Origin of the sequence: Mesorhizobium sp. M8A.F.Ca.ET.181.01.1.1, assembly GCF_004792025.1 — a bacterium.
GTDB lineage: Bacteria > Pseudomonadota > Alphaproteobacteria > Rhizobiales > Rhizobiaceae > Mesorhizobium.
On record NZ_SRTV01000002.1, the window covers coordinates 75,036 to 99,002 of the forward strand.

Below are 23,967 nucleotides of genomic sequence, written 5' to 3' on the forward strand. Positions count from 1 at the left end.
GGCTGCCTGACCTCAGCGCTGTTGCAAGGCCAGGCGTACACCGAGCGCACAATAGATGCCGCCGACAACCTTGCCCTGCCATTTCAGCACTGTCGGATTTCGGTGCAGGAAACTGCCGAGCCGCCCCGCGCTCACCGCGAACACAACCGTGCTGAATAGGCCCAGCACGACGAAGATGATCCCCAATACGGCCAACTGAACCATCGCCGATCCGTTTTCGGGCCGCACGAACTGAGGCAGGAAAGCGAGGAAGAAAAGCGCGGTCTTGGGGTTGAGCACCTCGGTCAGGACAGCCAGTCGAAACGCCTTGCCGGCGGAGATTGCAAGCGCGCCGGCGGTCGGATCGGTCGGCGCTTTCTCGATGATGGCGCGAATGCCGAGGTAAACGAGATAGGCCGCGCCGATATACTTCACGATGCTGAACAGCGTCGCCGATGTGGCGATGATCGCCGAGATGCCGACCATCGCCATGACGGTATGAAACACATCGCCGGCCGCGATCCCGGCGCCGGTGGCGATCCCGACCCTGGTTCCCGAACTCGTCGCGCGCGCGATCGTCAACAATGTGGCCGGACCCGGAATGAAGACAAAGCCGAACACAACCGCGATATAGGCTATCAATGTGGACAGATCGATCACCGCGGCGTTCCTCCGTTAGCTATGCCTTGTCCGTCACCTTCAGGGTGAAGGCATAGGTATAGGCGATCTCCTCCAGGCGTGAAAACCGGCCGGACGCGCCGGCATGGCCGGAATCCATGTTGATCTTGAACAGCACCGGATTATCGCCGCTCTTGCGGTCACGCAGCCGCGCCACCCACTTGGCCGGCTCCCAATAGGTGACGCGCGGATCGGTAAGACCGGCGAGCGCCAGGATCGCCGGGTAGTCGAGCGCGGCAACATTGTCGTAGGGCGAATAGGCGGCGATCGTCCGGTAGTCGTCGGCCGATGCAATCGGATTGCCCCATTCCGGCCATTCCGGCGGGGTCAGCGGCAGCGTCGCGTCGAGCATGGTGGTAAGCACGTCGACGAACGGAACCTCGGCCACGATGCCTCCGAAGCAATCCGGCGCCATGTTGGCGATGGCGCCCATCAGCATGCCGCCGGCCGAGCCGCCCTGCGCGACGATGCGGTCATGCGCGGTATAGCGCTCGGCAACGAGGTGACGGGCGCAGGCGATGAAATCGGTGAAGGTGTTCATCTTCTGTGCCCGCTTGCCGTCATCGTACCAGCCATAACCCTTGTCCTTGCCGCCGCGGACATGGGCAATGGCAAAGACTAGGCCGCGGTCGACGAGTGAGAACCAGTTGGTATTGAAGGCGGCCGGCACGGCAATGCCATAGGAGCCATAACCGTAGAGCAGGCAGGGCGCGGAGCCGTCCAGCGGCGTGTCGCGGTGGTGCAGAAGCGAGATCGGCACCAGTTCGCCATCGGCCGCGGGCGCCATCAGCCGCCTCGTGACGTATTGATGCGGGTCGTGGCCGGACGGCACTTCCTGGGTCTTGAGCAGCACACGCTCACGGGTGCGCATGTTGTAGTCGAACATCTGCGACGGCGTCGTCATCGACGAGTAGGAAAAGCGCATCATCTCGGTGTCGTATTCCAGGGACCCCGAAAGGCCGAGCGAGAAGGCTTCCTCATCGAAGAAGATCAGATGCTCTTCGCCGCTGGCGCGGTCACGCACGACGATGCGCGGCAGGCCTTCCTTGCGCTCGAGCCGGACCATGTGGTCCTTGAAGCCGATCACCGACAGGATCAGCCGGCCCGGTTCATGCGGCACCAGTTCCTGCCAGTTGGCGCGGACAGGATCGCTCGCCGGCGCCGTCATGATCTTGAAGTCCTTGGCACCGTCCGCATTGGTCAGGATGAAGAATATGTCGCCGCCTTCCTCCAGCTCATACTGAAGGCCGGTCTCGCGCGCCGACACCAGCTTCGGCTCGGCAAACGGATCGCTGGCGCTCAACAGGCGATATTCCGAAGTCTCGTGATCGTTGATGCCGATCATGATCCATTGATTGTTGCGGGTCCCGTCGACGTTCATGAAGAAGCCGGGGTCGGTTTCCTCATAGATCAGGCGGTCGTTTTCAGGATCTTGGCCCAAGGCGTGGAACAGCACTTTGGACGGCCGGTGGTTCGGATCGAGACGCGTATAGAAGAACCCGTCATTGCCTGCGTCCCAGACGCCCGAACCGCCGGTGGCGGGAATCTGGTCCGCCAGTTCCCTGCCATCGGCAAGGTCGCGCACACGCAGCGTGTAGAATTCGGAACCCTTGTCGTCGAAGGCCCACAGCAGCTTGCGATGATCGGCCGAATGATCGACGCCGCCAAGCCGGAAATAGGCCTTGCCCTCGGCCTCGGCGTCGCCGTCGAGCAGGATCTGCTCGAGTCCGCCGTCGCGCGGCATGCGGAAATAGCGCGGCTGCTCGCCGCCAAGCTTGAAGGAAGACCCATAGGCGTAAGGACCGTCCTTCATGGGAACGGAAGAATCGTCTTCCTTGATGCGGCCCTTCATTTCCTTGAAAAGCTGCTTTTGCAGATCCGACGTGTCGGCCATCAGCGCCGAATGGTAGGCATTCTCGGCTTCGAGTTCGGCGCGGATCCCAGGATCGAGCAAGGAAGGGTCCCTGAACATCTCCTGCCAGTTATCCGCCCGCAGCCAGGCATAGTCATCGGTTCGCGTGATGCCGTGATGCGTATCCGAGACCGGCCTTTTTTCGGGGGCAGGCGGGTTGACGGTCGGAAATCGGGAAGTCCTGGTCATTGCGTCTCGCTCTGGAAATATCTTGAACGATGTATGAACGCGCAGATCAGCGCGGGTTCAAGAGCTGTTGCGTAGAGGTGGTGTCGGGCCCTGAGATGGTCGGGAGGAGAGAAGATGACTGTTCGGTCTCGTATTGCTGCGGTCTTCGCCGTCGCTTCGTTGACTCTGGTCTTTGCCGGCCAGTCTCATGCGACCGTATTCGCAGCTTGGCAAGTAGCCAATGTGCCGTTCGGCGACACGCTCAATGTGCGCAAATATCCGTCGGGCATCTCCCAGAAGCAGGCCGCATACCAGAACGGGACCGTCCTGCAGATGACCGGACGATGCACCGGCGGCATGGATCTGCTCGATATTGCCGGCCAGGAGGCATGGAAACAGCAGCAGACGGTTCGCTATCGCTGGTGCGAAGTCTGGCATGACCCCGCCAGGAACGGCGTCTTCGTCACCGGCTGGGCCTATGGCGGATACATCGTGCCGTTTTGACCCCGGAGTGGCCTGCTTGACCGGGGAATGGTTTGGCAACCTGTGGTTTTGTGGACAGGTGTGAACAACCAAGCTTGCCGGTGTGCTCGTCAAGCAAACCGGAGCATTGAAGCTTGTTTTGTGAGTTATCGCGAATGTAACGATTAGCTGACCCAACGTCAGCCTTTGTCCGTTTGGCGACCGAAATATCGAAAAATTACATGGTGCACGAAAGATTGAAGCTGATCCCGGAATAGTTGATCAACATTCCTAAATATAATGCAAAGAGCGAATTGACTTACTTGACGTGTGGTCGCATTGATGTCCCCGTGACACGAATCGCGGATGCTCTATCTGCAAAAAATTCGTGCAATGCCCTGCTTGTAAAAAAGGGCGCAGACCGACGTAACTCTTGTTGGGGCCTGAAGACCATGGATATTGTCGAAACACCTTCCAGAAACAATGATGCGCTGATCGAGCTCACCGCCGATGTGGTGGCTGCCTATGTCAGCAACAATCCCGTGCCGGTCGGCGAACTGCCGAACCTGATATCCGATGTCCACGCCGCTCTTGGGCGTGTGGGCGGTACCGTCGAACAGCCGCCTGCGGACAAGCAGAAGCCGGCTGTCAACCCGAAGCGCTCGGTTCACGACGACTACATTGTCTGTCTTGAAGACGGCAAGAAGTTCAAGTCGCTCAAGCGTCACCTGATGACCCACTACGATCTGACGCCCGATCAGTATCGCGAAAAGTGGAACCTGGACCCAAGCTATCCGATGGTTGCCCCGAACTACGCGGCGGCCCGCTCGCAGCTTGCCAAGAAGATGGGCCTCGGCCGCAAGCGCAAGGCGCGGTAGCCGATACTGCCGGATTGGACCTGAAATCGGACGGCGCCTTCGGGCGCCGTTTGATTTTGAGGGCCAGAGCAATTCCAGGAAAGGTGTGAAGAAGCCTGTCAGGCAGTCTGCGCGAGCGCCATCTCGGCGTCGCGCTTGATGCGCTTGACCATCGAGCGAAGGCCGTTGGCGCGCTGGGGGGACAGGTGCTCGTCGAGGCCGAGTGCCTTCAGCGTTGCTTCAGCGTCGGTTTTCTGGATTTCGCTGGCTGTCTTTCCGGAAAACAGCGCCAACATGATCGCGACCAGTCCGCGCACGATATGGGCGTCCGAATCGCCCGTGAAGGTGATGACGGGATCGGCGCCCGAACCCCGTTCGGTGGTCAGCCAGACCTGGCTGACGCAACCCGGCACCTTGTTGGCGGCGTTGCGCTCCGCATCGGGGAAGGGAGGCAGCGCTTCGCCGAGCTCGATGACGTAACGATAGCGGTCCTCCCATTCCTCGAGGAACGAGAAGTCGTCGCGGATCGTCTGGATCGTGGTCGTCATGACCCGGATATAGTCACGCGGCGGCGCCGCGTCACGGAAAAAACAAGGACACCGCAGGCGTCGAGAGGGCAAACGATCCGCGGTGCGCCGTCGAGACGGCTTAATTCTTTATCGGCAAGTTGACCGTCTGGGGCAGGACGATTTCGTCCGGCACGCTGCCCGTCATTGTCGAGGTGTCGGGGCCGGCGGACTTGTCGTCCAGCATGGCGGCCGCGATCTTGGCGGTCTCCTTGGCGCGTGCGGTGATGGTGTGCATCGCCGACTTGCCGGTTTCGCAGACATCGGGCTTGCGTTCGCAGATTCCGGCGATGTCGCCGACGGCGTCGCGCGCCGCGAACAGGGCCTGGATCGGCCCGACGCTTTCCTGGCCCGTTTCATCGGACCCGACGCCCAGCGGCAGCGCCAGCAGCACAAGTGAAAACCAGAAAGCCATTCTTATCAGGAAGAACATGCCTTGCCTCTCGTCGTGACCGGATCATGCATCATATGGCATGACCTCTTTTATGGGCAGGATATTGGCACACAGGGACGAAAGACGGCTTGCATGATCGCCGAGAATTTTCCTCAAATTTTAGGCAAATTCGAAACGAAGCGTTTTTGCTGTCGATTTGTTTCATATCGGGACGATTCTCGTTACCATCCGATAACCATTTATCTATTTGTTTATATGACATTTTTCGCAAATCAAGGCGATCCCGTTCCTGCCGCTTGGCCGCTGATGGCGGGCGTTCGCGAATAACCCTCCGTTTACTATGGCTGCATTTGCCCGGGTTTTCGGCGGCCGTCATCCCGATATTTCCCGCAGGGCCGGCCTTGGTCGGCCCTGCCTTATCCATTCCTTAAACGCTGGATGCGAGTTTCAAAGCCAATCAAGACAATCTGCAAAAGCAGAGCTGTTCCCGACGAGTGCGAGTGCGTTGAGTTGATGCCGATCGAGGCCAGATACGCTGAATTGCCTGGCGCAATGGCGGCCGGTTGTGAACGCATGGTTCATCCCAGCGTTCTCGGGCGCAGCGACCGCGAGCGCCAGCGCCGTTTCATAGGCGTGATGCTGGCCGCGCCGTTCTTTGCAGCGGGTGCCGCGGTCACGCTGGTTACATCGGGCATGGGGGCCGCCGTGACCATGGCCGCCATTTTCGCCGCCTTCGGTCTGTGCTGGTTCGTCGCCCTCCTGGTGGCCGCGACCGGCAAGATGGCCGCCGCGGGACCGATCGCGCTGGCGATGGCGGCGATTGCCCTTGGCGGTCTCATCGGTGCCGCAGGCGGATTGAGTTCACCTGTCGCCATGCTTGCCCTGGCGCTGCCATTCGAAGCCTGGTGGATCGGCGCGTCGCGGCGTGCGGCATTGTGGGGGGGCGCCTCGGCCGCCATCGCCATCGCCATTCAGTCCCTGTCGGCCGCCTTCCTCCCCTTCGTGGACGCGCACATCGCCGCCTGGCACTGGTTGGTGCCATTGGCCTGGGCGCTGACCCTCATCCCGCGCATATCGGCTTTTCGCGGTACCGCCGGCGCGGCCGATACGGTCGATGCAGGGGACCGATTGGAAGACATCATCGACGCGGTGGTCTTGCGGATCGCCCGCCACGGCGAAGTCGTGGATGCGTCCGCCAAGGCGCGTACGCTTCTGAAATTGCCGCCTGAGCTGTTGTCCGGAACGGGCCTCTTCGACCGCGTCCACCTGTCGGACCGTGTCGCCTATCTCAGCGCCCTGGCCGACATGCGAGACGGCGCACTGTCGCGTCGTCTCGAATTGCGCATCAGGCTGCCCCAGAGTGGCAACGGCACCCAGAACGGAAATGGGTTTGTGGCCGACAACTATCAGCCATTCGCGCTGGAACTGGTGCGCGGCGAGGAACAAAGCGACGTTTTCACGCTTGTCCTGCGCGAGAATGACGAGACAGCGCGGCTGCGCGAAGAACTGGCGCAAGCCAATGAGACGGCGGCCGCCGCCGAAGTGGCCAAGGGCAGGTTCCTGGCGGTGGTGAGCCATGAACTGCGCACGCCGTTGAACGCCATCATCGGCTTCTCCGACATGCTGCTGCATGAGATGTTCGGCGCCTTCAAGGACCCGCGCCAGAAGGAATATGTCGGCCTCGTGCGGGATTCGGGCCAGCATTTGCTGGCAGTCGTGACATCCATACTCGACGTATCGAGGATCGAATCGGGCGTCTACGCCACCGAACCGGAGCCGTTCCGGTTCGTGGAAGCCGTGGACATGTGCCAGTCTATGATGCGGCTGCAGGCACAGGCCAAGAATATCGACCTGCGGACGCAGATCGCCCCTGACGCAGGCGATATCAATGCCGATCGCCGCGCCGTACAGCAGATGCTCATCAACCTCGTTTCCAACGCGATCAAGTTCACCCCCGACGGCGGCGACGTCGTCGTCGGCGCCAAGCGGATCGGCTCACGTCTGCATTTCTGGGTCAGGGACACCGGCATCGGCATCGCCGAGGAGGATTTCGCCAATCTCGGCAAGCCCTTCATGCAGATCCAGAACGATTATACCCGCCGTTTCGAGGGGACGGGTCTTGGCCTTTCCCTGGTGAAGGGGCTGGTCGCCTTGCATGAAGGGACCATGTCGATCGAAAGCATGCCGGGCGAGGGCACCACGGTGACCATCAGCCTGCCGGTCAGCGGGCCGAAGGGACGCCCCGCCAACCAAACCGGAGTGCTGACGATGCCGGTGACGAGGGCGAAAGGGGACGGAAATGGCTCGCTCCGCAAAACAGCCTAAGGCGGTCAAACGCCGCAGCAATGCCTTTCAGGACGGCGCCATCGCCGTTGGCGGCATGATTTCGCGCAATCCCGTCCTTGTGGGAGGATCGACCGCATTCCTGGTGACGCTGTTCTACGTCTCGGCGAATGCACTGTGGTATCAGCCTTTCCCGCACGCCGGGGCATTTTTCGCCACACGCAATTTCCAGGGCTTCCCGCACGCAGCCAACGAGCCGGAGACGACGATCAACATCGTGCGGCCCAACGCTGCGCCCGCCCCGATCAAGGGCGATCCGGTGGTCGAGCAGGTGCAGGGCATATTGAAGGATCTCGATTTCTACTCTGGCACCGTCGACGGCATTTCCGGCCCCAACACGCGCAAGGCCATACAGGCCTATCAGCAGAAGGTCGGGCTGAACGCCTCGGGCGAGATCGACGCGCTGCTGCTGGACCAGTTGGGGGCAACGCCGAAGACCGCCGCCGTGCCCAAGCCGCAGCCTCGTCCCGCCATGCCGTCGGCCGCCGTTCCCGTGTCGTTGCAGACGAATTCTGGGCAGACGAATTCTGGGCAGACGAATTCCGGGCAGGCGAGTTCCGCCTCGGCCTCCACCGAAGGACCCGATCCCCGCATCGTCAAGATCCAGGCCGGGCTCAAGGCCTTCGGCAATGACGACATGCAACTGGATGGCGTCGTCGGTGCGCGCACCAAGGCGGCGATCAAGGAATTCCAGTCGCTGTTCGGACTGCCGCAGACCGGCGAGCCCGACGAGATCGTCTACGTCAAGATGCGCGAGATCGGCCTGACCAACTGACGGCCGAAACGACGGCTCGCCCTGCATGGGAAATTTCGATAGAGAGCCCGCATGTCGTCGGGAGTCTTCCATGCGTGTGACCGCTGATCTGTGGGTGTCGGCCCTGTTGCGCCGGGTTTTCGGCGCTGGCGGATTTGCCGCCGTGGTCAATCGCGGTGCGACCGAGGCCGGGGCTGTGTTCATCCTGGCGCGGGGCAGGATGGGTGAAACGGCTCTTTACGGGCCGGCACCGCAGACAAGCTACGATTCGGCCAAGCCCGAGGACCGTTTTTTCAGCCTTCTCGCCACCGGCGATGATGCCGCCGTGCTGGATGCGAGACTTGAGCGCGAGAAAAAATTCGATCCCGACATCTGGGTGGTCGAGATCGAGGCCGGGAGCGTTCCCGTCGAGGAGCTTATTTCCGTGAAGACGCCCTGAGGCCGGGGGCGTCGGCTTCGTCGCCGTTGGAGTCCTTGCGGCTGTCGCCGTTCGTCGGCGAAACGTTGCGAGCCGCCTTCGACAGGGTTTCGGCTTTCCATCCCCGCACCGTCTCCAGGGCCGCATCGCGATGCAGCAGGCGGTAACGGTCGAGATAGGTGCGGATGGCCTGCGGATGCGGGAACAGGCCGGGATAGACGGCAACCGTGATCAGGAATGCCCGGTCCTCGCTGAAGTCGAGCGAACGCAGCGCCGCAAGCAGCGGCGCATAGTTCTGGTTGGCGATCAGCGATTGCGCGATCGAGAAATCAATGTCGAGGGCGTCCGCTAGCGCGGTCTGGAAGAAGGCGGCGTTTCCCGTCAGTGCCGTCTCGCGCAGTTTGACATAGGTATCCGCACCTGGGAACGCATCGATCTTCGCGGCCAAGGCTTCGTCGCCGGTGTGCATCATGGAGCGCAGCCTGCGCCGCGCGTTCTCGGCGGCAACGCCGGGCGTCTGCTGGGTTTCCGCACGGTCCGCCGTCGCTTGCGTCTTTACGGCAAGGCCTTGCGCCGGGGCTGCTTCCGGATCCCGCACCCGCACCAAGGTCGGTCTTTCAAGCGCCCTGATCAGATCGGCGATGGTCGGGTTCAGCTCCTTGCGCCGCGCTATGGCGCGCGCATGCGGCAGCCCATGCCGGCCAATCAGCGCGATCAGGTCGATATCGCTGACGGCGCGTGAGCGGATGAGCAGCGGAGCGGCGATGTCGACCGGTTCCTCGCAGAGGCGCCGCACCAGGGCCGCGGGTGCATATTCGCATTCGGAAAGGGCGGCTGCCACGTAGCGTCGCGATTCGACGGACACGTCGTCGAACAGCGGCAGGGTCAAGTCCTCGAGCTGGCCGATCTCGCGGCGCGACGGGCGCGTCAGTGAGCAGAACGCCGACACGGCGGCGCGGAACAACCTTTCGGCTTTTCCCGATTCCGTCCTGATCGCGATTTGCCTGAAGTCCGAAGATGACACGAGGGATACGCCTGACACCGGATACACACTTGGCCTCGCGCCACCGGAACTGTGCCGGCTTCGCGATTGCCTCGGTCAGAACGCTCTGACCTCTAGACAAAGATCAAGTTAGCGACGATCCGTTAGCGGTCCGTTAACCCTCTGCCGGCCTTAATGATATTTGGAGGCGTTGCGTTGTGCTCCGGGGAAACCGAGAGGAATGCGCGAACCATGGGCATGGTACTGTCTTTCGTGCCGCGTGCGGCACCGACCAATCGAGCCAAGCAAACCACCGAGATACCGGCGGCCGTGATCATATTTCCCGGCATCCGTTATGAGCGGCCCAGCACCGGCGAAGCGCGGCCCGCAGGCCCGGACAAGCCGGGATCGCCACGGACGCCAGTGCCGCATCACTAAGCCTTAAGGCTGTGGCCTGGTCCGCCAGCCCTTCAGCTCTGGACCTCTGGTCGGCGGCCTAGAAATCCTGCAGCTCGCAGGAACTTTGATCGAGAAAGCGCGACACGATCGGCTTCCAGCTCTCGTCGGGCACGAAGCTGCGGATGACGAAGATGCCTTCGTCGATGGGCGCCTCGACAAAAATCGCTCCCTGCAGGTCTTCGGGCAGGTCCTTGCGCACGTCGATCATCTGCGCCGGCGTCAGCACGACTGCATCCAGCTTGCCGCCCGTCGCCGTATGGTCGTTGAAGGAATAGACATTGTGACCGCTGCGGTCATAGACCGACACCGACCAGAAGGGGACGTTTCCTGGTGCCTTGATCCGCACCATTCCCTCCTCGAGGTCGAAGCGGCAGGCCGTGGCATAAAACAGCGGGTCGACCGACTTCACCACCGGCGCACCGCCCGCTTCGGCGTCGAGCCGATTCATCCTGTAGAGATCCGACGCCAGGGAGAGACGCGACCAGGCGTCACGTTCCGAAAATTCCGGCACCAGAAGCAGGACGATAATGTGGACGATGCCGGCGCCGACGAGGCCGAGCAGGATGGCATGCAGAAGCCTGCGCAATGCGGCACGCAAACTACGCATCGCAGCCTGCCTTGACGATCCTGGGCAGCGAAACGTCCGACAGGCCGGTGCTGCTGGCGATTGGCGTGTCATAGAAGGTCAGGACGAAGTACATCCTTCCCGAACCGTCGGTCAGAAGCCAGTTGCCCGGCATCGGGTGATGGCCGACGGAAATGATCACCGAATTGTCCGGTTGGCGCAGCACCTCGTAGGACTGAAGTGCCGCAAGCCGCGATTTGCCGGTCTCGACGACGCCGAGCGATTGATCGGCGGCATAAAGCGTCCAGAACCGGGCCGTTGGAAATCCACCCTCGATCCTGTAGGTGCATTCCCGCTTGAGCTGGTCGCCGGCGGCATCATTTTCCGCCACGAAGGACAGGCCTTCGGCGCGGCCGAGCGCCAGCACGCCCTCGCGCGCCACGCGCGCCTTGGAATAGGGATCCGCGGCCGGTGTGCCGATGTCGGGGAAGGCGGTCCACTGGCCGATCCTGATCGCGCCGACGCCGTCCTGGATCTTCAGCGCATACCAGACGCTGGCACCGCCCCCGCCAACGGCTATGGCAAGCGAAATCAGCATCAGGAAAGCATTCTTGAGCATTAAGGGCCGGGTGCGCGAAGGATTGCCGTTCGGGGATATCGCGGCGCAGGGCCCTGTGGCAAGCCGGCGTGATGGTTTTGCCTGCCGGTCTTGTCTTACCGGGCGGATGTCACAGGGCCGAAAGCGTCTCGGGTGGAGTGGGGGCTTCGAGTTTGGGCGCCGTCTGGAACAGCTGGCTCATGTCCCGCAGCGTCTGCGTGGTTCGGCTGGACAGCACCGGCGGCCGCTCGGCGGCGGCGTCGGCCGCTGCCTGCTCCTCGCTCTTCTTCTGCGCGTCGGCGGCCTTGGCCGCGATCTCCTCGTCAACGAAGGGTTTGTCGATACCGGGGATCGGCTTCAGGTCGATGTTCTGGTGCGCGTAGACCATCAGCCGCTGCCACACCATCGCCGGCAGCGAGCCGCCGGTCATGTTCTTGGTGGGGGTGAAATCGTCATTGCCCAGCCACACGGCCGCCGTGTAGTTGCCGGTGAAGCCGACGAACCAGGCATCGCGGTAGGATTGTGTCGTGCCGGTCTTGCCGGCGACGACGATGTTGGGAATTTGCGCCCGCCGCGCCGTGCCCATCACCGGCACGGCCGCCAGCATGGTGTTCATGGATTTCAGCGCCTGCTCGGACAGCACGCGATGCGGCGGCGGCGCGTCCTTGGTCCAGTCATAGACCACGTCGCCGGTGCGGGTGACGAGCTGGGTGATGCCGTGCCTGGAGCCGACGAAACCGTTCTGGGCAAAGACGCTGTAACCCGTCGCCTGGTCCATCACGGTCATGCCCGAGGTGCCGAGCACCATCGTCTTGTGCCCTTCGAGCGGCGATTCCACGCCAAACGATTCCGCCAATGCCTTGATCGGCGCGATTCCGAGATGGTCCTTGGCCAGTCGCACCGGCACGGTGTTGATCGACTTGGCCATCGCCATGATCAGCGTGATGTTACCCGCCGACTCGCCGCTGTAATTGTGCGGTGACCAGTTGCCCCAGCTGATCGGCCCACCCGAGATGATGGAGTTCGGCGTGAAGCCGTGTTCCATCGCCGTGGCGTAGACATAGGGCTTGAAAGACGAGCCGGTCTGCCGCAGTGCCTTGGTGGCACGGTTGAACTGGCTGGCGCCGTAATCGCGGCCGCCAACGATCGCCCGCACCGCGCCATTGGTCTCGATGACCACCACCGCGCCTTCGGTGACGTTGTATTCCTTGCCGAACTGGCGCAGGTGGAACTCGACGGACTCCTCCGCCGCCTTCTGGATGTTGGCGTCGAAGGTGGTATGGGCGACCAGCGAGTGCTGACCGGGCTTGGCGATCTTCTTGACCTCGTCGAAGGCCCAGTCGAGGTAGTAGTCGGGACTCTTCTGTTCGCCGCGGTCGACGACGTCGGCCGGATGCAGCCTGGCCTGCAGCACCTGGCCTTCGGTCATGAAGCCGGAATCGACGAGGTTGGACAGCACCACATTGGCGCGCGCGCGTGCCGCCGGCAGGTTGATGTGCGGCGCGTATTTGGTCGGCGCCTTGAACAGGCCGGCGAGCATCGCCGCTTCGGCAAGGTTCAGGTCTTTGACGCTCTTGCCGAAATAGAAATCCGCCGCCGCCTCGATGCCGAACGTACCGCCGCCCATATAGGCGCGGTCGAGATAGAGCTGCAGGATTTCCTTCTTCGACAGATTGGCCTCCAGCCAGAGCGACAGGAAGGCTTCCTTGATCTTGCGCTCGAACGTGCGCTCATTGGTCAGGAACAGGTTCTTGGCCAGCTGCTGGGTGATGCTGGAGCCGCCCTGGACGACCGAGTTCGCCCGCACATTCTCGAAGATCGCCCTGGAAAGGCCGAGCACGTCGATGCCGTAATGGTCGAAAAAGCGTCGATCCTCGGTGGCGAGCACCGCCTTGATGACGTGGTCGGGCATCTCGTCGACCGGTACTGAATCGCGCTGGATGATGCCGCGCTGGCCGATCTCGTTGCCGTAGCGGTCCAGGAAGGTGACCGCGAAGTCGCCTTGGGCACGCCAGTCCCCCGTGGTGTCCTGGAAAGCGGGTATCGCCAGCGCCAGCATCACCACCATGCCGCCGGCGCCGAGTGTAAAACCTTCGCTCAACAGTTCGATGAAGCCACGGCGCCAGCCCTTGAGACGGAAGCGCCGCGAGAAGATCGTCGCGGTCTCCCAGAACTCGCGCGCCTTGAACCCGATCTCATAGAGCGAGGAATCGAGCCACGCGTCCAGCGCCAGAAGGCGGGAGGCGATCGGACCTCTTCTCTTACGCGGTTCAGGGTTGACCATTCTAAAACCCGGCTCGGCTCTGGCGCGACCTGAAAACCGCAAGCGGGCAATTTCAGGGCGGTGCCCTGTTCCGACTATTCATCCATTTTGCCGACACTCACAAGGGCGTCGGGGACACAGCTGCAAGGTTTGTCGATGGAAGAGCCGGGTAGCCGGCGGCCCGGCTCCTCGCCCGCCAGATTCTTGATCGGGCGAGCGAGCGGGATTTGCCTTTTCCCGGGCTATCAGGCCGCCTCGCGCTTCAGTGCCTGCGCCATGCAATGAATGCCGCCGCCGGTCTTGGAGATTTCGCTCATGTCGACCGCCGCGACCTCGAAGCCGCGCGCCTTGAGTTGGCCGATCAGCGTCTGGCTGGAGGTCGGCGCGATCACCCGGTCCTTGCCGAGCGACATGAAGTTGCAGCCGAGCGCCATCGTGTCCTGGAAGGGCACGTCGATGATCTCGTGACCCTTGCCCTTCAGCCAGTCGACGATGCCGGGTTCGGTGCAGGCGAGGCAGACGGCGGTGAGCTTTTCGGCGATCGGCACAACCATCAGGTCGATGTGGACGTAATATTCGTCGATGAAGGCGATGCGCGTCTCCCAACCTTCCTTCTCGAACCAGGCCTGCACCTGGCGGGCGCCTTCCTCCTGCGTGCGGGCGCCGCCGCAGCCGATCAGCACCACGCCGTCCTCGATGACGTTGAAGTCGCCGCCCTCGAAGGTGCCGGCCGTCACCATGTCGTAGATCGGGATGCCGAGCTTTTCATAGGTGCGGATGGCGGCATAGTTCTCGCCGCGCCGCCACCAGTTGGCCATGGCGGTGATGATGGCGCCATAAGGCGTCATGACGCTGGAATCACGGGAATAGACCTGCATCGGCAGCTCCGGCGTCGGCTCGTGCCAATGGATATTGACGCCGAAATGCTCGTAGGCCGCGACCAGATCCTTGTGCTGGGCCTGCGCGATCTGGACATTGCAGGGCGCCTCGCGCAGATGTTTTCGCGAGAGCGAGCTGGTCGAGAGGTGACGCAGGAAGTTCGGCGATCCGAGCAGCACGTCGGTCAAGACGTCGGTCTCGTTGGCGAAGCCCCATGATGTCAGTGGCTTGGTGCCGCCGACCGGGTTGCGGCGTTGCAGCGAAAACGGTTCGGCGACGATGCGGTCATGAACGGTCATGCGGTTCTCCTCGTGGATTGTTCTCAAGAATTGGTCGGTCGCGCATTGTTTGGTATCCACCAGTCGCGCCCGCGCGGCGTGGTGACATATTCCGGCCAGCGGAAGTTGATCGGCGGCTCGTAGTCGCAGAGCGGCGCGATCCAGTTGGAGCCGCCGATGCCGCCGCCGGTGCGGGTGGTGAACTCGTTCATCGCCTCGTCGCGGGCGGTCTTGTCCTCGAGCAGGTGCAGCGCCGCCAGCGCGACCGTTTTGGCCGCGCAGATGACCATCGGATCGATCGTCGCGGGAATGCCGCCCAGAGCATTCATCACCCATGCCGGAAAAGCGTGGCCGTTTGCCGAGCGCAGCGCTGGGCGGGCGACATAGAAGCGCGCGGTCGGCGCGTGCCAGCTCATGTCGGTGTAGTCGTCGGAGGTCGAATTCACCTGGGAGGGCGGCAGGTCGCGGCGCAAGATCGCCTCGGCCTCCTGTGGCGAAATCAGCCGCTCCAGCTCATCGATGAAGGGGTTTTCGGTCGCGGTGCCGCCGGCATTGACCTGGATTTCCCGCGCGATCGTCCTGGCGGCCTCGTCCCAGCGTGGCGGCCCGACCGTCGACAGGGCTTCGTAGGTAATCCCTGCCATGGCGTGGTTGGCCAGCCCCGGCCGCGACTTCGACACCCAGTGCCGCTCGTAGCGGCAGCCGCTGATCGCGGCCGCGGCCGCGGCGTTGCGGTCGAGCACCGCCGTCACCTGCTCGGCCATGCCGATGGTCGGCACGCGGATCATGTACTGGATCTCGGCCAGGCCCGCCGGCAGATTGTCGGCCGTGGCCTGGCCAGCGGTCAGGATCGCCTCGCTGATCGACCAGCCGCCCTGATGCGGCAGCATGGAATCGCGCAACGCCTTGGAGGCCATGTACATGGTCATCAGCGCATCGTTGGCGCCCGGTGCCCTGACCGCCGAATGCGCCTGCGGGATCGGCACGCCGTCGCCTGCGCGAATCCAGTTTTCGGGTTCGTCGCAGACGAAACGATAGATCATCGCATAGGCCGCGCCGCAATGCGTATCCCAGCGAGCGGTGTTGCAGAGCGGCAGCATGTAAAATGGATGGAAGGAAATCATGCCGGCAAGGCCGTCATAATAGCCTTTTGCCGCATGGATCGGCTTCGAACCGCGCACCTTTTCGGCCGGCTCGCCGGTAAAGCGCAGCGTGCCCTGAATGTCGTGGCGCTGCATGGCGGCCTTGGTCGCTAGCAGCCCGCCGAGGCTTGCTATGCCGAGCCCCGAATGCGGGTCGGTATGGCCGCCGGCCTCGACACCAAGGCCAGGTCGCGGCTGCCTCACCGTCACGGCGTCCTGGCAATTGCCGGGCACGGCATCATATTCGGCATACATGCCGATTGTCGGTCCGGCGCCGTTCGTCCAGTGGGCGCAGAAGGCGGTCGGCATGCCGCCCGAGCCTTCCTCGACGGAAAATCCCTCGCGTTTGAGCCGATCGACATACCAGGCGGCCGATTGGTACTCGCGCCATGCGGTCTCGCCGAAATCGAAGATGCTGCGTGTCCAGGCCGACAGCAGCGGCTGGATGCCGTCGAGGCAGGCAAGCGCGGTCTCTTGCGCCGATGTCGTCACCGGTTTGTCCATGCTCTAGAAGAAAGCAGTGAAGCGGCTCGCCAAAAAGTGATATGTTTTCCCGGTTCGTGCAAATTCGGTTCACCTCTTGAGAATTCCTTCGACACAGGCGCTACGCGCCCTCGACAGTTTCGCCAGGCATGGCAGCGTCTGGCGTGCCGCCGACGAACTGCACCTGACCCGCAGCGCCGTCTCGCATCAGCTGCGGTTGCTCGAGCGTGACCTTGGCTTCGATCTCCTGCAACGCATCGGCAAGGGCGTGGCGCTGACGCCGCGCGGCCAGCGCTATGCGGCCGATGTCAGGAAGGCGCTAACCGTGCTCGGCGACGCGGGAGCGCAAAACAGCGGTGCGGGCGTCGGCGGTTCGTTTGCCATTTCCTGCCCTCCGGGCTTCGCCTCGATGTTCCTTTGCTCCCATATCGGCGAGTTCCAGCAAATGTATCGGGACGTGGCACTCTCGATCTTGACGCCTCGTCGCCTCGATGACGTCAGCAATGCGGAGGCCGACGCTTTCATCGCCTTTGGCGTCGGCAACTGGCCGAACCGCGCGGTGGAACTGCTCTGCGAGGTCTCGTTCACGCCGCTCTGCAGCCCGACGCTGCTCAACAAGGTCGGTGGGTTTTCCAAGCCCGCCGACGTGCTGCGCGCCAATTTGCTCCATCTCGGCGACACCGAGGACTGGGCCCGCTGGCTGGCACTGTCGAAGGTGGAAAATCCCGACACCGAGGGCGGCATCTTCTTTTCCGACATGAACCTCGTCTTTTCGGCGGCGGTCGCCGGGCAGGGGATTGCCATGGGCGACGAACTGACAGGCCGCCGGGCGCTGAGCGAAGGCCGCCTGGTCAAGCCGTTCGAGGCGTCGGTCCCCTCGCCACGCTCATATTTCCTGGTCTTCGAGCATGCCAAGGCGGGACATCCGGTACTCAATGCCTTCAGCGATTGGTTGAGGGCAAAGCTATCGGAGAACAGGCTCTAGGCGAATTAAGACTAGCAGATCCCCCACGAGGGGGAGATTGGCGGTTCCAGCCACGCCATCTTCCATCCACCCGTGAATCAAATTTGCCGATCAGGCGAAAACTATTCGGTTGCGGTGAGCTTCGGCCCTGCCTACGATTTGGCTCAACGGTAAGGATAGAGGCAGGATGCTACAACCCGGCCGGGCCGCAGAGATCAAGGCAATCGGGATCGGCAAGAGCTTCGGCTCGTTCCGTGCACTGGACAATCTGACGCTTGACATCGGGCGCGGCGAGTTCCTGACCCTGCTTGGCCCCTCCGGCTCCGGCAAGACCACCTTCCTGATGATCCTGGCCGGCTTCGTGCAGCCGAGCGAGGGCAGGCTTTTCAGCGACGGCGCCGACATCACCGACCGCCCGGCCGAGCAGCGTGCCGCCGGCATGGTGTTCCAGGGTTATGCGCTGTTTCCGCATATGAGCGTCGAAGCCAACATCGCTTTCCCGCTCAAGGTCCGCAAGAAATCGGCCGCCGAGATCAGGAAGCGCGTCGGCGAGATGATCGAGCGCGTCGGTCTGGTCGGCCACGAGAAGAAACTGCCGTCGCAGCTGTCCGGCGGCCAGCAGCAGCGCGTCGCCCTTGCCCGCGCGCTGGTGTTCGAGCCGGGCGTGCTCCTCCTCGACGAGCCGTTTTCGGCGTTGGACAAGAGCCTGCGCGGCCAGATGCAGGCCGAGATGAAGCGCCTGCATCAGGAGACCGGCACCACCTTCGTCTTCGTCACCCACGACCAGAGCGAGGCGCTGGCGCTGTCGTCGCGCGTCGCCATTTTCAACCACGGCAAACTGCTGCAGGTCGGGGCGCCGGACGAGGTCTACGACCGGCCGGACAATCGCTTCGTCGCCGAGTTCCTCGGCGAGATCAACATGCTGCCGCTGAAGGGGGTCAAGCCCGCCGACCACGGCTCGACCGGCCTTTGCGAGGACCGCGCGGTCAGCATGCACTGCAAGGCCGAGAAAGTCCGCGGTGACGCCATCCTGGCGATCCGGCCCGAACACATGTCGATCGCGCCCGAGGCGGCAGCTGGAGAGAACGGCATCGCCGCGACCGCGATCGCCTCGACCTATCTGGGGGCGGCGACCAAGCTCGACCTCACCACGCGCCATGGTGCCAAGGTAACCGTCTCGGTGCCCAACGAGGTCGCGGCGGCTGCTCTCAGCAAGGGCAATTCCGTCTGGCTGACATGGCCGGCGGAAAAGGGCTTCCTCCTTCCGGATGGAGGACAATGAGCGCCGGTGCGGCCTGATCCGCCGCACCGGTTTCCGGATTGAAATCAACGAAAACAAAGGGGAACTGACATGAACGACACCAAGAAACAGGCCATCGAAACGCTGTCCGAGAGGACGAGACGCGGCGAGATCTCGCGCCGCCAGTTCACGCAACTCGCGGCACTCGTGCTTGCAGGCTCGCCGATGCTGCTGCGCTCGACCGGAGCCTTCGCGGCGGCGAAGGAACTGGTGCTGGTGAATTGGGGCGGCGACGCGATCACGGCTTACGACGCCGCCTATGGCCAGGCTTTCACCAAGGACACCGGCATCACCGTCAAGATGGACGGCTCGGGCCCGACCGAAGGCGCGATCGCCGCGCAGTCCAAGAGCGGCGCCCCGACCTGGGACCTTGTCGACGTCGATCCGTTCTCGGCCATCACGCTCGGCGCGCAAGGCATGCTCGAGCCGATCGACTACAATATCGTCGACAAGAAGAAGATGCGTCCCGGTTTCGGCTGGGACTATGCCGCCTCGACCTATTTCTTCTCCTATGTCATCGCCTACGATTCCGAGAAATACGGCAAGGATGCACCGACCGGCATGGCCGATTTCTTCGATGTGAAGAAATTCCCCGGCAAGCGTTCCCTTTACAAATGGGGCGTGTCGAGCTGGGAAGCGGCCCTTCTGGCCGACGGCATTGCGCCGGCGTCGCTCTACCCGCTCGACTTGAAGCGTGCGCATGACAAGATATCAGCCTTCAAGGAAAACGTCGTCGCCTATTGGGGCGGCGGCGCCGAGAGCCAGAGCGTGCTGCTCAATGGCGAAGCGTCGATGGCGATCGTGTGGTCGACACGGGCCTCGCTGATCGAGCAGGATTCCGGCGGCAAGATCAAGTTCATCTGGGACCAGGGTCTGATCTCGCCCGGTGCGCTGGCCGTGCTCAAGAACAACCCAGGCGGCAAGGATGCGGCGATGAAGTTCATCGCCAGCGCCCAGGATCCGGAAAAGCAGCTCGTCATGTTCGACAAGCTCGGCCAGGGGCCGGCCAATCCGGCGGCCGATGCGCTGATCCCCGCCGACAAGAAGCGCATCAACCCCGTCGATCCGGAGAACATGAAGAAGCAGATCCCGCTCGACATGGACTGGTACGCCAAGAACTACGGCGCGGCCCTCGACGAATACACCAAGATCATCTCCGCCTGATCACTGGCGTTGCTGAGCTGACATGAGAGGTGTTCTCTCCGACAGGATGGGCGCGGCGCTGTTGATGGCGCCGCTGCTCCTGTTCCTCGTCCTGGCCTATGCCTGGCCGTTTCTCGGCGTGGTGAAGTGGAGCTTCACCTTGCCGACGCCCGGGCTTGGCCAGTACCAGGCGTTGCTCACCGACGATCTGGTGCAGTCGGTGTTCATCCGCACGCTGCGCATCGCGGCCATCGTCACCATCGTGTCGGTCGCCGCCGCCTACGCCATCACGGTCGTCTGGGTGCGCGGCAGCCCAGCGCAGCGCCTCATCGCCGAATTCTGCATCCTGGTGCCGTTCTGGATCTCGGTGCTGACGCGCGCCTTCGGCTGGGTGGCGCTTTTGTCCAACCGCGGCCTCATCAACACCTGGCTGCAGTCCATCGGTTTCATCTCCGAACCGCTGACTTTGGTGCGCAACGAATTCGGCGTCATCGTCGGCATGACGCATTTCCTCATTCCTTTCGCCGTCTTTCCGTTGGCGTCAGCAATGCGCAGCCTGGACGAGCGCGTGCTGCTCGCGGCGCGCGGGCTGGGTTCCAGCCGCATGCGCACCTTCTGGACGGTGTTCGTGCCGATGACGCGCTCCGGCATCATCGGCTCGGCGATGATCGTCTTCGTCTTCTCGCTCGGCTTCTTCGTCACGCCGGCGATTCTCGGCGGCGGCCGCAGCGTGATGATCGCCGAATTGATCTATCTCCGGATATTCCAGAGCCCGGACTGGGGACTGGGGGCCGCGATCAGCGTCGTGCTGGTGGTCTTCGTCGGCGCCCTGATGGCGCTGCTCTTCCGATACGTCAAACCGAAGCAACTGGTGTAGCGTGATGCCGACCTATCGCCCCGGACCCGTCTCGCTGATCCTCGCCGTGCTGGTGGCGCTGTTCCTGCTGTTGCCGCTGCTGGCCGTCATTCCGGTCTCGCTGACGCCGAGCCGCATGCTGGCAATGCCGACGGGTGAATTGTCGCTGCGCCACTATCGCTCGTTGATCGAGGACCCGCGCTGGCTCCAGTCGATCCTGCTTTCGATCCGGGTCGGCATCGTCAGCAGCGCTATTTCAACCGTACTGGCGCTTAGTTTCAGCCTCGGCGTCTGGATGTTCCAGCCGCGCTTTACGGCAGCCCTGGTCGGTTTCGTGCTGCTGCCGATGGTTGTGCCGCCGGTGGTCTCGGCGGTGACGCTCTACTTCCTGCTCACCTCGATCTCAGGCGTCAGTTCCTTCTTCGGCTACGACACCTGGCTCGGCGTTGCCATGGCGCATTCGGTGATGACGGTGCCATTCGCGACCGTGCTGATCCTGGTCTCGCTCAGCCAGCTCGATCGGCGCATCGACCTTGCCGCGCGCGGTCTCGGTGCAAGCGTGTGGGAACGCGCCACGCGCGTCATTATGCCCAACATCAAGTTTGGCATCGTCACCGCGGCACTGCTCTCATTCGTACTCTCCTGGGAAGAGATCGGCGTCACCCTGTTCATCACCTCGGTCAACGCCATCACGCTGCCGCGCCTGATGTGGATGGGCCTGCGCGACAACATCGACCCGGCGATCGCGGCGCTTTCCGTGATATTGATCATCATCACCGTGCTGGTTCTGGCGGTGAGGAGCTTCGTGGTCAGGCTGAACCGGGAGAGCAAGCCGGTCTAGACAAACCGTACCGAGACGCGGCCAAATTTGCCCAAATCGCCGATCACTTCATCACCAGCCTCGACGCGTATCGGCGTCACGCAAGTGCCTGTGATCACCACCTGTCCCGGCTGGAGCGCTATGCCGAGGCCCGACAGTTCGTTGACGATCCATGTGAGCGCAATACGCGGGTCGCCTAACACCGCCGCGCCGGTTCCGTCGTGCCGCGACTTGCCCGAAACAAGACCGGTCACCGGGTGTTCCGCGAGGTTCACGTCACGCCATTCGTCTTGCGTGGGCTGGCCGATGACGAACAGATTGGCACAGGCATTGTCCGCTATCAGCTGTGGCGCACCGACGGCGCGGAAATCGTCGTAGCGCGAGTCCGGTATTTCTATCGCCGGATGCAAGGTTGCCACGGCATCTATCACCTCGGCGATTTCATAAGGCGCCGGGCGCGGCGGGATCTGCCGGCCAAAACGGAAAGCGAATTCGATCTCGGCGACCCGCATCTTGCTCGTCGCGAGCGAGACGGTCCCGCCAACCGCGACCGCTTTCTCTGCCAGCAGGCGCCCGGCCATCGGGCCGTCGACATTGATATGCCTTTGACCGGCAAGACTGGTTGCCGCGATCTTCCAGCCGAAAAGCGGGACCGCCGAACGATCCATGACATGGGCCTGGATGGCATAGCCTTCGGTCCGTGTCTTCGGGCGAAGCTCCTCAGGTATGGCGTCGAGATGGGTGCCATGGTCCCAATGGCTTACGAGCAGACGCGACGCGGCTTTGGCCTTTTGTGGATCGAGCATGGTCAGCTCCCGAATCTGGGAAAATGGCCCGCTGCCGGGCGTTGATGGTGCTTGCGGTGCGCAACCGGTATCGCTATGCCGCGTCCGCTGAGGAGATTGTTGGCAAGTCGTATTTTCGAGATCATCGGCATTCATCATCGAGACCACGAATCGGCAAACCTGTCCGTGCGGGAAATGGTTATATATGGCAAAGCGTCTAGAACGCGGAAGAGCTTCTGGCAGGCAAGGGTCGGTGGCGCAACAGGCGAGGGAAAGAACGATGACCGCGCCCGGTGATTTGCAGCAGGCCCTGTTCCTCAGGTTGAAAAGCGATGCGTCGCTGTCGACGCTGCTCGGCGGCGCCGGGCTGCTCGAGCGGGCAACCGACACCGCCGCCTTTCCCTATGTGACTTCAGGCCAGACCTCGGCTTTTGACTGGGATACCGGCGCCGAGAATAACGACGACCAGCTGATCACGCTGCATGTCTGGTCGAAGGCCCATGGTGAAGCCGAAACGCTTGCCATCATGGCCGCCATCAAGGCGCGCCTTGCCGACGCGGTGCTGGTGATCGGCCCGCGTGGACAGACGCGGCTGTCGCTTGAATTCACCGAGGCGCGTTATGATGAGGAACTGCTTGTCCATCATGGTCTGCTGCGATTCCGAGCGCTGACGCAGGAAAACGCCTGACGCGCTTTCAATATCATCGAAACGGAGTCTAGACTGGGCTTTCGCGGGGTTCACTGGTGGGGCGGTGAATCCAGATTGTCTATCTCGCGTTGCAGGGGTGTGGCGAGCATGGGTTCAGGGCCGTTCACTGTTCATTTCACGTTCAGCACCGATGCGTTACAACGCCGGTCATGAAAACGCTTCGCTCCCATTTCCGAACCGCGACCCTGGCGCTTAGTGCCGCCGGGATGTTTGCGTCGCAGGCAATGGCGATACCGGCGATCGCGCCCGATCAGCCCACCCCGATCGTCCTGGCCGCATCCGACTGCTATGCGATCGGTCAGCAGGTGGCCCAGCAGAATGGTGGAACACTCGCCAAGGCCTCGGCGTCGACGCGTGGCGGCCAGCCGGTCTGCGTTATCGTCGTCCTCGTGCCGGGCAAGGACGGGCAGCGTCCGCGCCGCTCCGAAATCGTCGTTCCGCAGAACTGACGCAGTCTTCTCGTCCTACAGGGCTCCGTTTCCCAGGCCGCCGGAATCGGCCTATATCTGAAACCTCAGTCAACAGGCATTGGTCCCCGCATGCGCGTACTCGTCGTCGAGGATGACAAGGATCTCAACCGGCAGATTTCCGATGCGCTGGTCGATGCCGGCTATGTCGTCGACCGTGCCTTCGATGGCGAGGAGGGTCATTTCCTCGGCGACACGGAGCCTTACGATGCCGTCGTGCTCGACATCGGCCTGCCGCAGATGGACGGCATCAGCGTGGTCGAGCGTTGGCGTCGCGGCGGCCGCAAGATGCCGGTGCTGATCCTGACCGCGCGTGACCGCTGGAGCGACAAGGTCTCGGGCATCGACGCCGGCGCCGACGACTACGTCACCAAGCCGTTCCACATCGAGGAGGTACTAGCACGGGTCAGGGCCCTGATCCGCCGCGCTGCCGGCCACGCCTCGTCGGAACTGACCTGTGGGCCGCTGCGTCTCGACACCAAGGCTTCGAAGGCCGATGTCAATGGCGTGCCGCTGAAATTGACCTCGCACGAATTCCGGCTGCTTGCCTATCTGATGCACCACATGGGCGAGGTCGTTTCGCGCACCGAACTGGTCGAGCATCTCTACGACCAGGATTTCGACCGCGATTCCAACACGATCGAGGTCTTTGTCGGGCGGCTGCGCAAGAAGATGGGCATCGACATGATCGAAACCGTGCGCGGCATGGGCTACCGTATGCGTGAGCCGGAGGCGTAAGGCGG

General features: G+C 62.8%; 24 protein-coding genes. 13 read left to right on the forward strand and 11 right to left on the reverse strand.

Annotated features, from left to right (window positions below; translation table 11 throughout):
* Positions 1 to 12 precede the first annotated feature (12 nt).
* Both EN824_RS08650 and EN824_RS08655 read right to left on the reverse strand, forming a co-directional pair.
* Entirely contained in the window at positions 13 to 639 is a 627-nt protein-coding gene (locus EN824_RS08650; protein WP_127277816.1) for a LysE family translocator, read from the reverse strand.
* 19 nt (positions 640 to 658) lie between these two features.
* Positions 659 to 2,758 carry a S9 family peptidase gene (locus EN824_RS08655; RefSeq protein WP_127277817.1) on the reverse strand — a complete coding sequence of 700 codons (2,100 nt, stop codon included), beginning with the start codon at positions 2,756 to 2,758 and terminating at the stop codon, positions 659 to 661.
* Between the two features lie 114 nt (positions 2,759 to 2,872).
* On the opposite strand from EN824_RS08655, the gene EN824_RS08660 reads away from it, so the two are divergent.
* Both EN824_RS08660 and EN824_RS08665 read left to right on the forward strand, forming a co-directional pair.
* Positions 2,873 to 3,241, forward strand: coding sequence for an SH3 domain-containing protein (locus EN824_RS08660; RefSeq protein WP_127277818.1), 369 nt, complete (start codon positions 2,873 to 2,875; stop codon positions 3,239 to 3,241).
* A 410-nt stretch (positions 3,242 to 3,651) separates the two neighbouring features.
* Complete coding sequence (locus tag EN824_RS08665; protein ID WP_027143963.1) at positions 3,652 to 4,077, forward strand: MucR family transcriptional regulator; 426 nt, start codon at positions 3,652 to 3,654, stop codon at positions 4,075 to 4,077.
* A 98-nt stretch (positions 4,078 to 4,175) separates the two neighbouring features.
* On the opposite strand, the gene EN824_RS08670 is transcribed toward EN824_RS08665, so the two are convergent.
* The gene (locus tag EN824_RS08670; RefSeq protein ID WP_127277819.1) at positions 4,176 to 4,604 is read right to left on the reverse strand and encodes a SufE family protein; all 429 of its coding nucleotides are present in this window, start codon (positions 4,602 to 4,604) and stop codon (positions 4,176 to 4,178) included.
* A gap of 100 nt (positions 4,605 to 4,704) precedes the next feature.
* Positions 4,705 to 5,055: a DUF5330 domain-containing protein gene (locus EN824_RS08675; RefSeq protein ID WP_127277820.1), complete on the reverse strand. Its 351-nt coding sequence runs from the start codon at positions 5,053 to 5,055 to the stop codon at positions 4,705 to 4,707.
* A gap of 534 nt (positions 5,056 to 5,589) precedes the next feature.
* Here EN824_RS08675 and EN824_RS08680 point away from each other — a divergent pair.
* The 3 genes from EN824_RS08680 (at position 5,590) to EN824_RS08690 (ending at position 8,552) form a co-directional block, all read left to right on the forward strand.
* Positions 5,590 to 7,341 (forward strand): HAMP domain-containing sensor histidine kinase, encoded by a 1,752-nt coding sequence (locus EN824_RS08680; RefSeq protein WP_127277822.1) that lies wholly within the window; start codon positions 5,590 to 5,592, stop codon positions 7,339 to 7,341.
* Entirely contained in the window at positions 7,316 to 8,134 is an 819-nt protein-coding gene (locus EN824_RS08685) for a peptidoglycan-binding protein (RefSeq protein ID WP_135932146.1), read from the forward strand. The genes EN824_RS08680 and EN824_RS08685 overlap by 26 nt, the downstream gene beginning before the upstream one ends.
* Positions 8,135 to 8,204: 70 nt before the next feature.
* The gene (locus EN824_RS08690) at positions 8,205 to 8,552 is read left to right on the forward strand and encodes a DUF1491 family protein (RefSeq protein ID WP_127871331.1); all 348 of its coding nucleotides are present in this window, start codon (positions 8,205 to 8,207) and stop codon (positions 8,550 to 8,552) included.
* On the opposite strand, the gene EN824_RS08695 is transcribed toward EN824_RS08690, so the two are convergent.
* The 6 genes from EN824_RS08695 to EN824_RS08725 form a co-directional block, all read right to left on the reverse strand.
* Positions 8,530 to 9,555 carry a hypothetical protein gene (locus EN824_RS08695; protein ID WP_189522144.1) on the reverse strand — a complete coding sequence of 342 codons (1,026 nt, stop codon included), beginning with the start codon at positions 9,553 to 9,555 and terminating at the stop codon, positions 8,530 to 8,532. The genes EN824_RS08690 and EN824_RS08695 overlap by 23 nt on opposite strands.
* A 454-nt stretch (positions 9,556 to 10,009) precedes the next feature.
* Positions 10,010 to 10,579 carry a DUF1254 domain-containing protein gene (locus EN824_RS08705; RefSeq protein WP_127277827.1) on the reverse strand — a complete coding sequence of 190 codons (570 nt, stop codon included), beginning with the start codon at positions 10,577 to 10,579 and terminating at the stop codon, positions 10,010 to 10,012.
* Complete coding sequence (locus EN824_RS08710) at positions 10,572 to 11,156, reverse strand: DUF1214 domain-containing protein (protein ID WP_127871333.1); 585 nt, start codon at positions 11,154 to 11,156, stop codon at positions 10,572 to 10,574. The genes EN824_RS08705 and EN824_RS08710 overlap by 8 nt, the downstream gene beginning before the upstream one ends.
* A 109-nt stretch (positions 11,157 to 11,265) precedes the next feature.
* Positions 11,266 to 13,419, reverse strand: a complete 2,154-nt coding sequence (locus tag EN824_RS08715) for a penicillin-binding protein 1A (RefSeq protein ID WP_135932148.1) — start codon at positions 13,417 to 13,419, stop codon at positions 11,266 to 11,268.
* A gap of 224 nt (positions 13,420 to 13,643) precedes the next feature.
* Complete coding sequence (locus EN824_RS08720) at positions 13,644 to 14,576, reverse strand: dimethylarginine dimethylaminohydrolase family protein (RefSeq protein WP_135932149.1); 933 nt, start codon at positions 14,574 to 14,576, stop codon at positions 13,644 to 13,646.
* 23 nt (positions 14,577 to 14,599) lie between these two features.
* Positions 14,600 to 16,201: an amidohydrolase gene (locus EN824_RS08725; RefSeq protein ID WP_189522145.1), complete on the reverse strand. Its 1,602-nt coding sequence runs from the start codon at positions 16,199 to 16,201 to the stop codon at positions 14,600 to 14,602.
* A 76-nt stretch (positions 16,202 to 16,277) separates the two neighbouring features.
* Here EN824_RS08725 and EN824_RS08730 point away from each other — a divergent pair, with 76 nt between their 5' ends.
* The 5 genes from EN824_RS08730 to EN824_RS08750 all read left to right on the forward strand — a co-directional run bounded on the left by EN824_RS08730 (position 16,278) and on the right by EN824_RS08750 (position 21,284).
* Positions 16,278 to 17,165, forward strand: a complete 888-nt coding sequence (locus EN824_RS08730) for a LysR substrate-binding domain-containing protein (RefSeq protein WP_127280983.1) — start codon at positions 16,278 to 16,280, stop codon at positions 17,163 to 17,165.
* A gap of 166 nt (positions 17,166 to 17,331) precedes the next feature.
* Positions 17,332 to 18,426, forward strand: a complete 1,095-nt coding sequence (locus tag EN824_RS08735) for an ABC transporter ATP-binding protein (RefSeq protein WP_127280993.1) — start codon at positions 17,332 to 17,334, stop codon at positions 18,424 to 18,426.
* 69 nt (positions 18,427 to 18,495) lie between these two features.
* The gene (locus EN824_RS08740) at positions 18,496 to 19,608 is read left to right on the forward strand and encodes an ABC transporter substrate-binding protein (RefSeq protein ID WP_127280994.1); all 1,113 of its coding nucleotides are present in this window, start codon (positions 18,496 to 18,498) and stop codon (positions 19,606 to 19,608) included.
* Between the two features lie 22 nt (positions 19,609 to 19,630).
* Complete coding sequence (locus tag EN824_RS08745) at positions 19,631 to 20,464, forward strand: ABC transporter permease (RefSeq protein ID WP_135883390.1); 834 nt, start codon at positions 19,631 to 19,633, stop codon at positions 20,462 to 20,464.
* 4 nt (positions 20,465 to 20,468) lie between these two features.
* Positions 20,469 to 21,284, forward strand: a complete 816-nt coding sequence (locus EN824_RS08750) for an ABC transporter permease (RefSeq protein WP_135932151.1) — start codon at positions 20,469 to 20,471, stop codon at positions 21,282 to 21,284.
* On the opposite strand, the gene EN824_RS08755 is transcribed toward EN824_RS08750, so the two are convergent.
* Entirely contained in the window at positions 21,281 to 22,069 is a 789-nt protein-coding gene (locus EN824_RS08755; RefSeq protein WP_135883389.1) for a fumarylacetoacetate hydrolase family protein, read from the reverse strand. The genes EN824_RS08750 and EN824_RS08755 overlap by 4 nt on opposite strands.
* 259 nt (positions 22,070 to 22,328) lie before the next feature.
* On the opposite strand from EN824_RS08755, the gene EN824_RS08760 reads away from it, so the two are divergent.
* The 3 genes from EN824_RS08760 (at position 22,329) to EN824_RS08770 (ending at position 23,962) form a co-directional block, all read left to right on the forward strand.
* The gene (locus tag EN824_RS08760; RefSeq protein WP_127278457.1) at positions 22,329 to 22,736 is read left to right on the forward strand and encodes a DUF3168 domain-containing protein; all 408 of its coding nucleotides are present in this window, start codon (positions 22,329 to 22,331) and stop codon (positions 22,734 to 22,736) included.
* Positions 22,737 to 22,906: 170 nt separating this feature from the next.
* Positions 22,907 to 23,206 carry a hypothetical protein gene (locus tag EN824_RS08765; RefSeq protein WP_127871342.1) on the forward strand — a complete coding sequence of 100 codons (300 nt, stop codon included), beginning with the start codon at positions 22,907 to 22,909 and terminating at the stop codon, positions 23,204 to 23,206.
* 90 nt (positions 23,207 to 23,296) lie between these two features.
* Complete coding sequence (locus EN824_RS08770; RefSeq protein ID WP_015318627.1) at positions 23,297 to 23,962, forward strand: response regulator transcription factor; 666 nt, start codon at positions 23,297 to 23,299, stop codon at positions 23,960 to 23,962.
* Positions 23,963 to 23,967 lie beyond the last annotated feature (5 nt).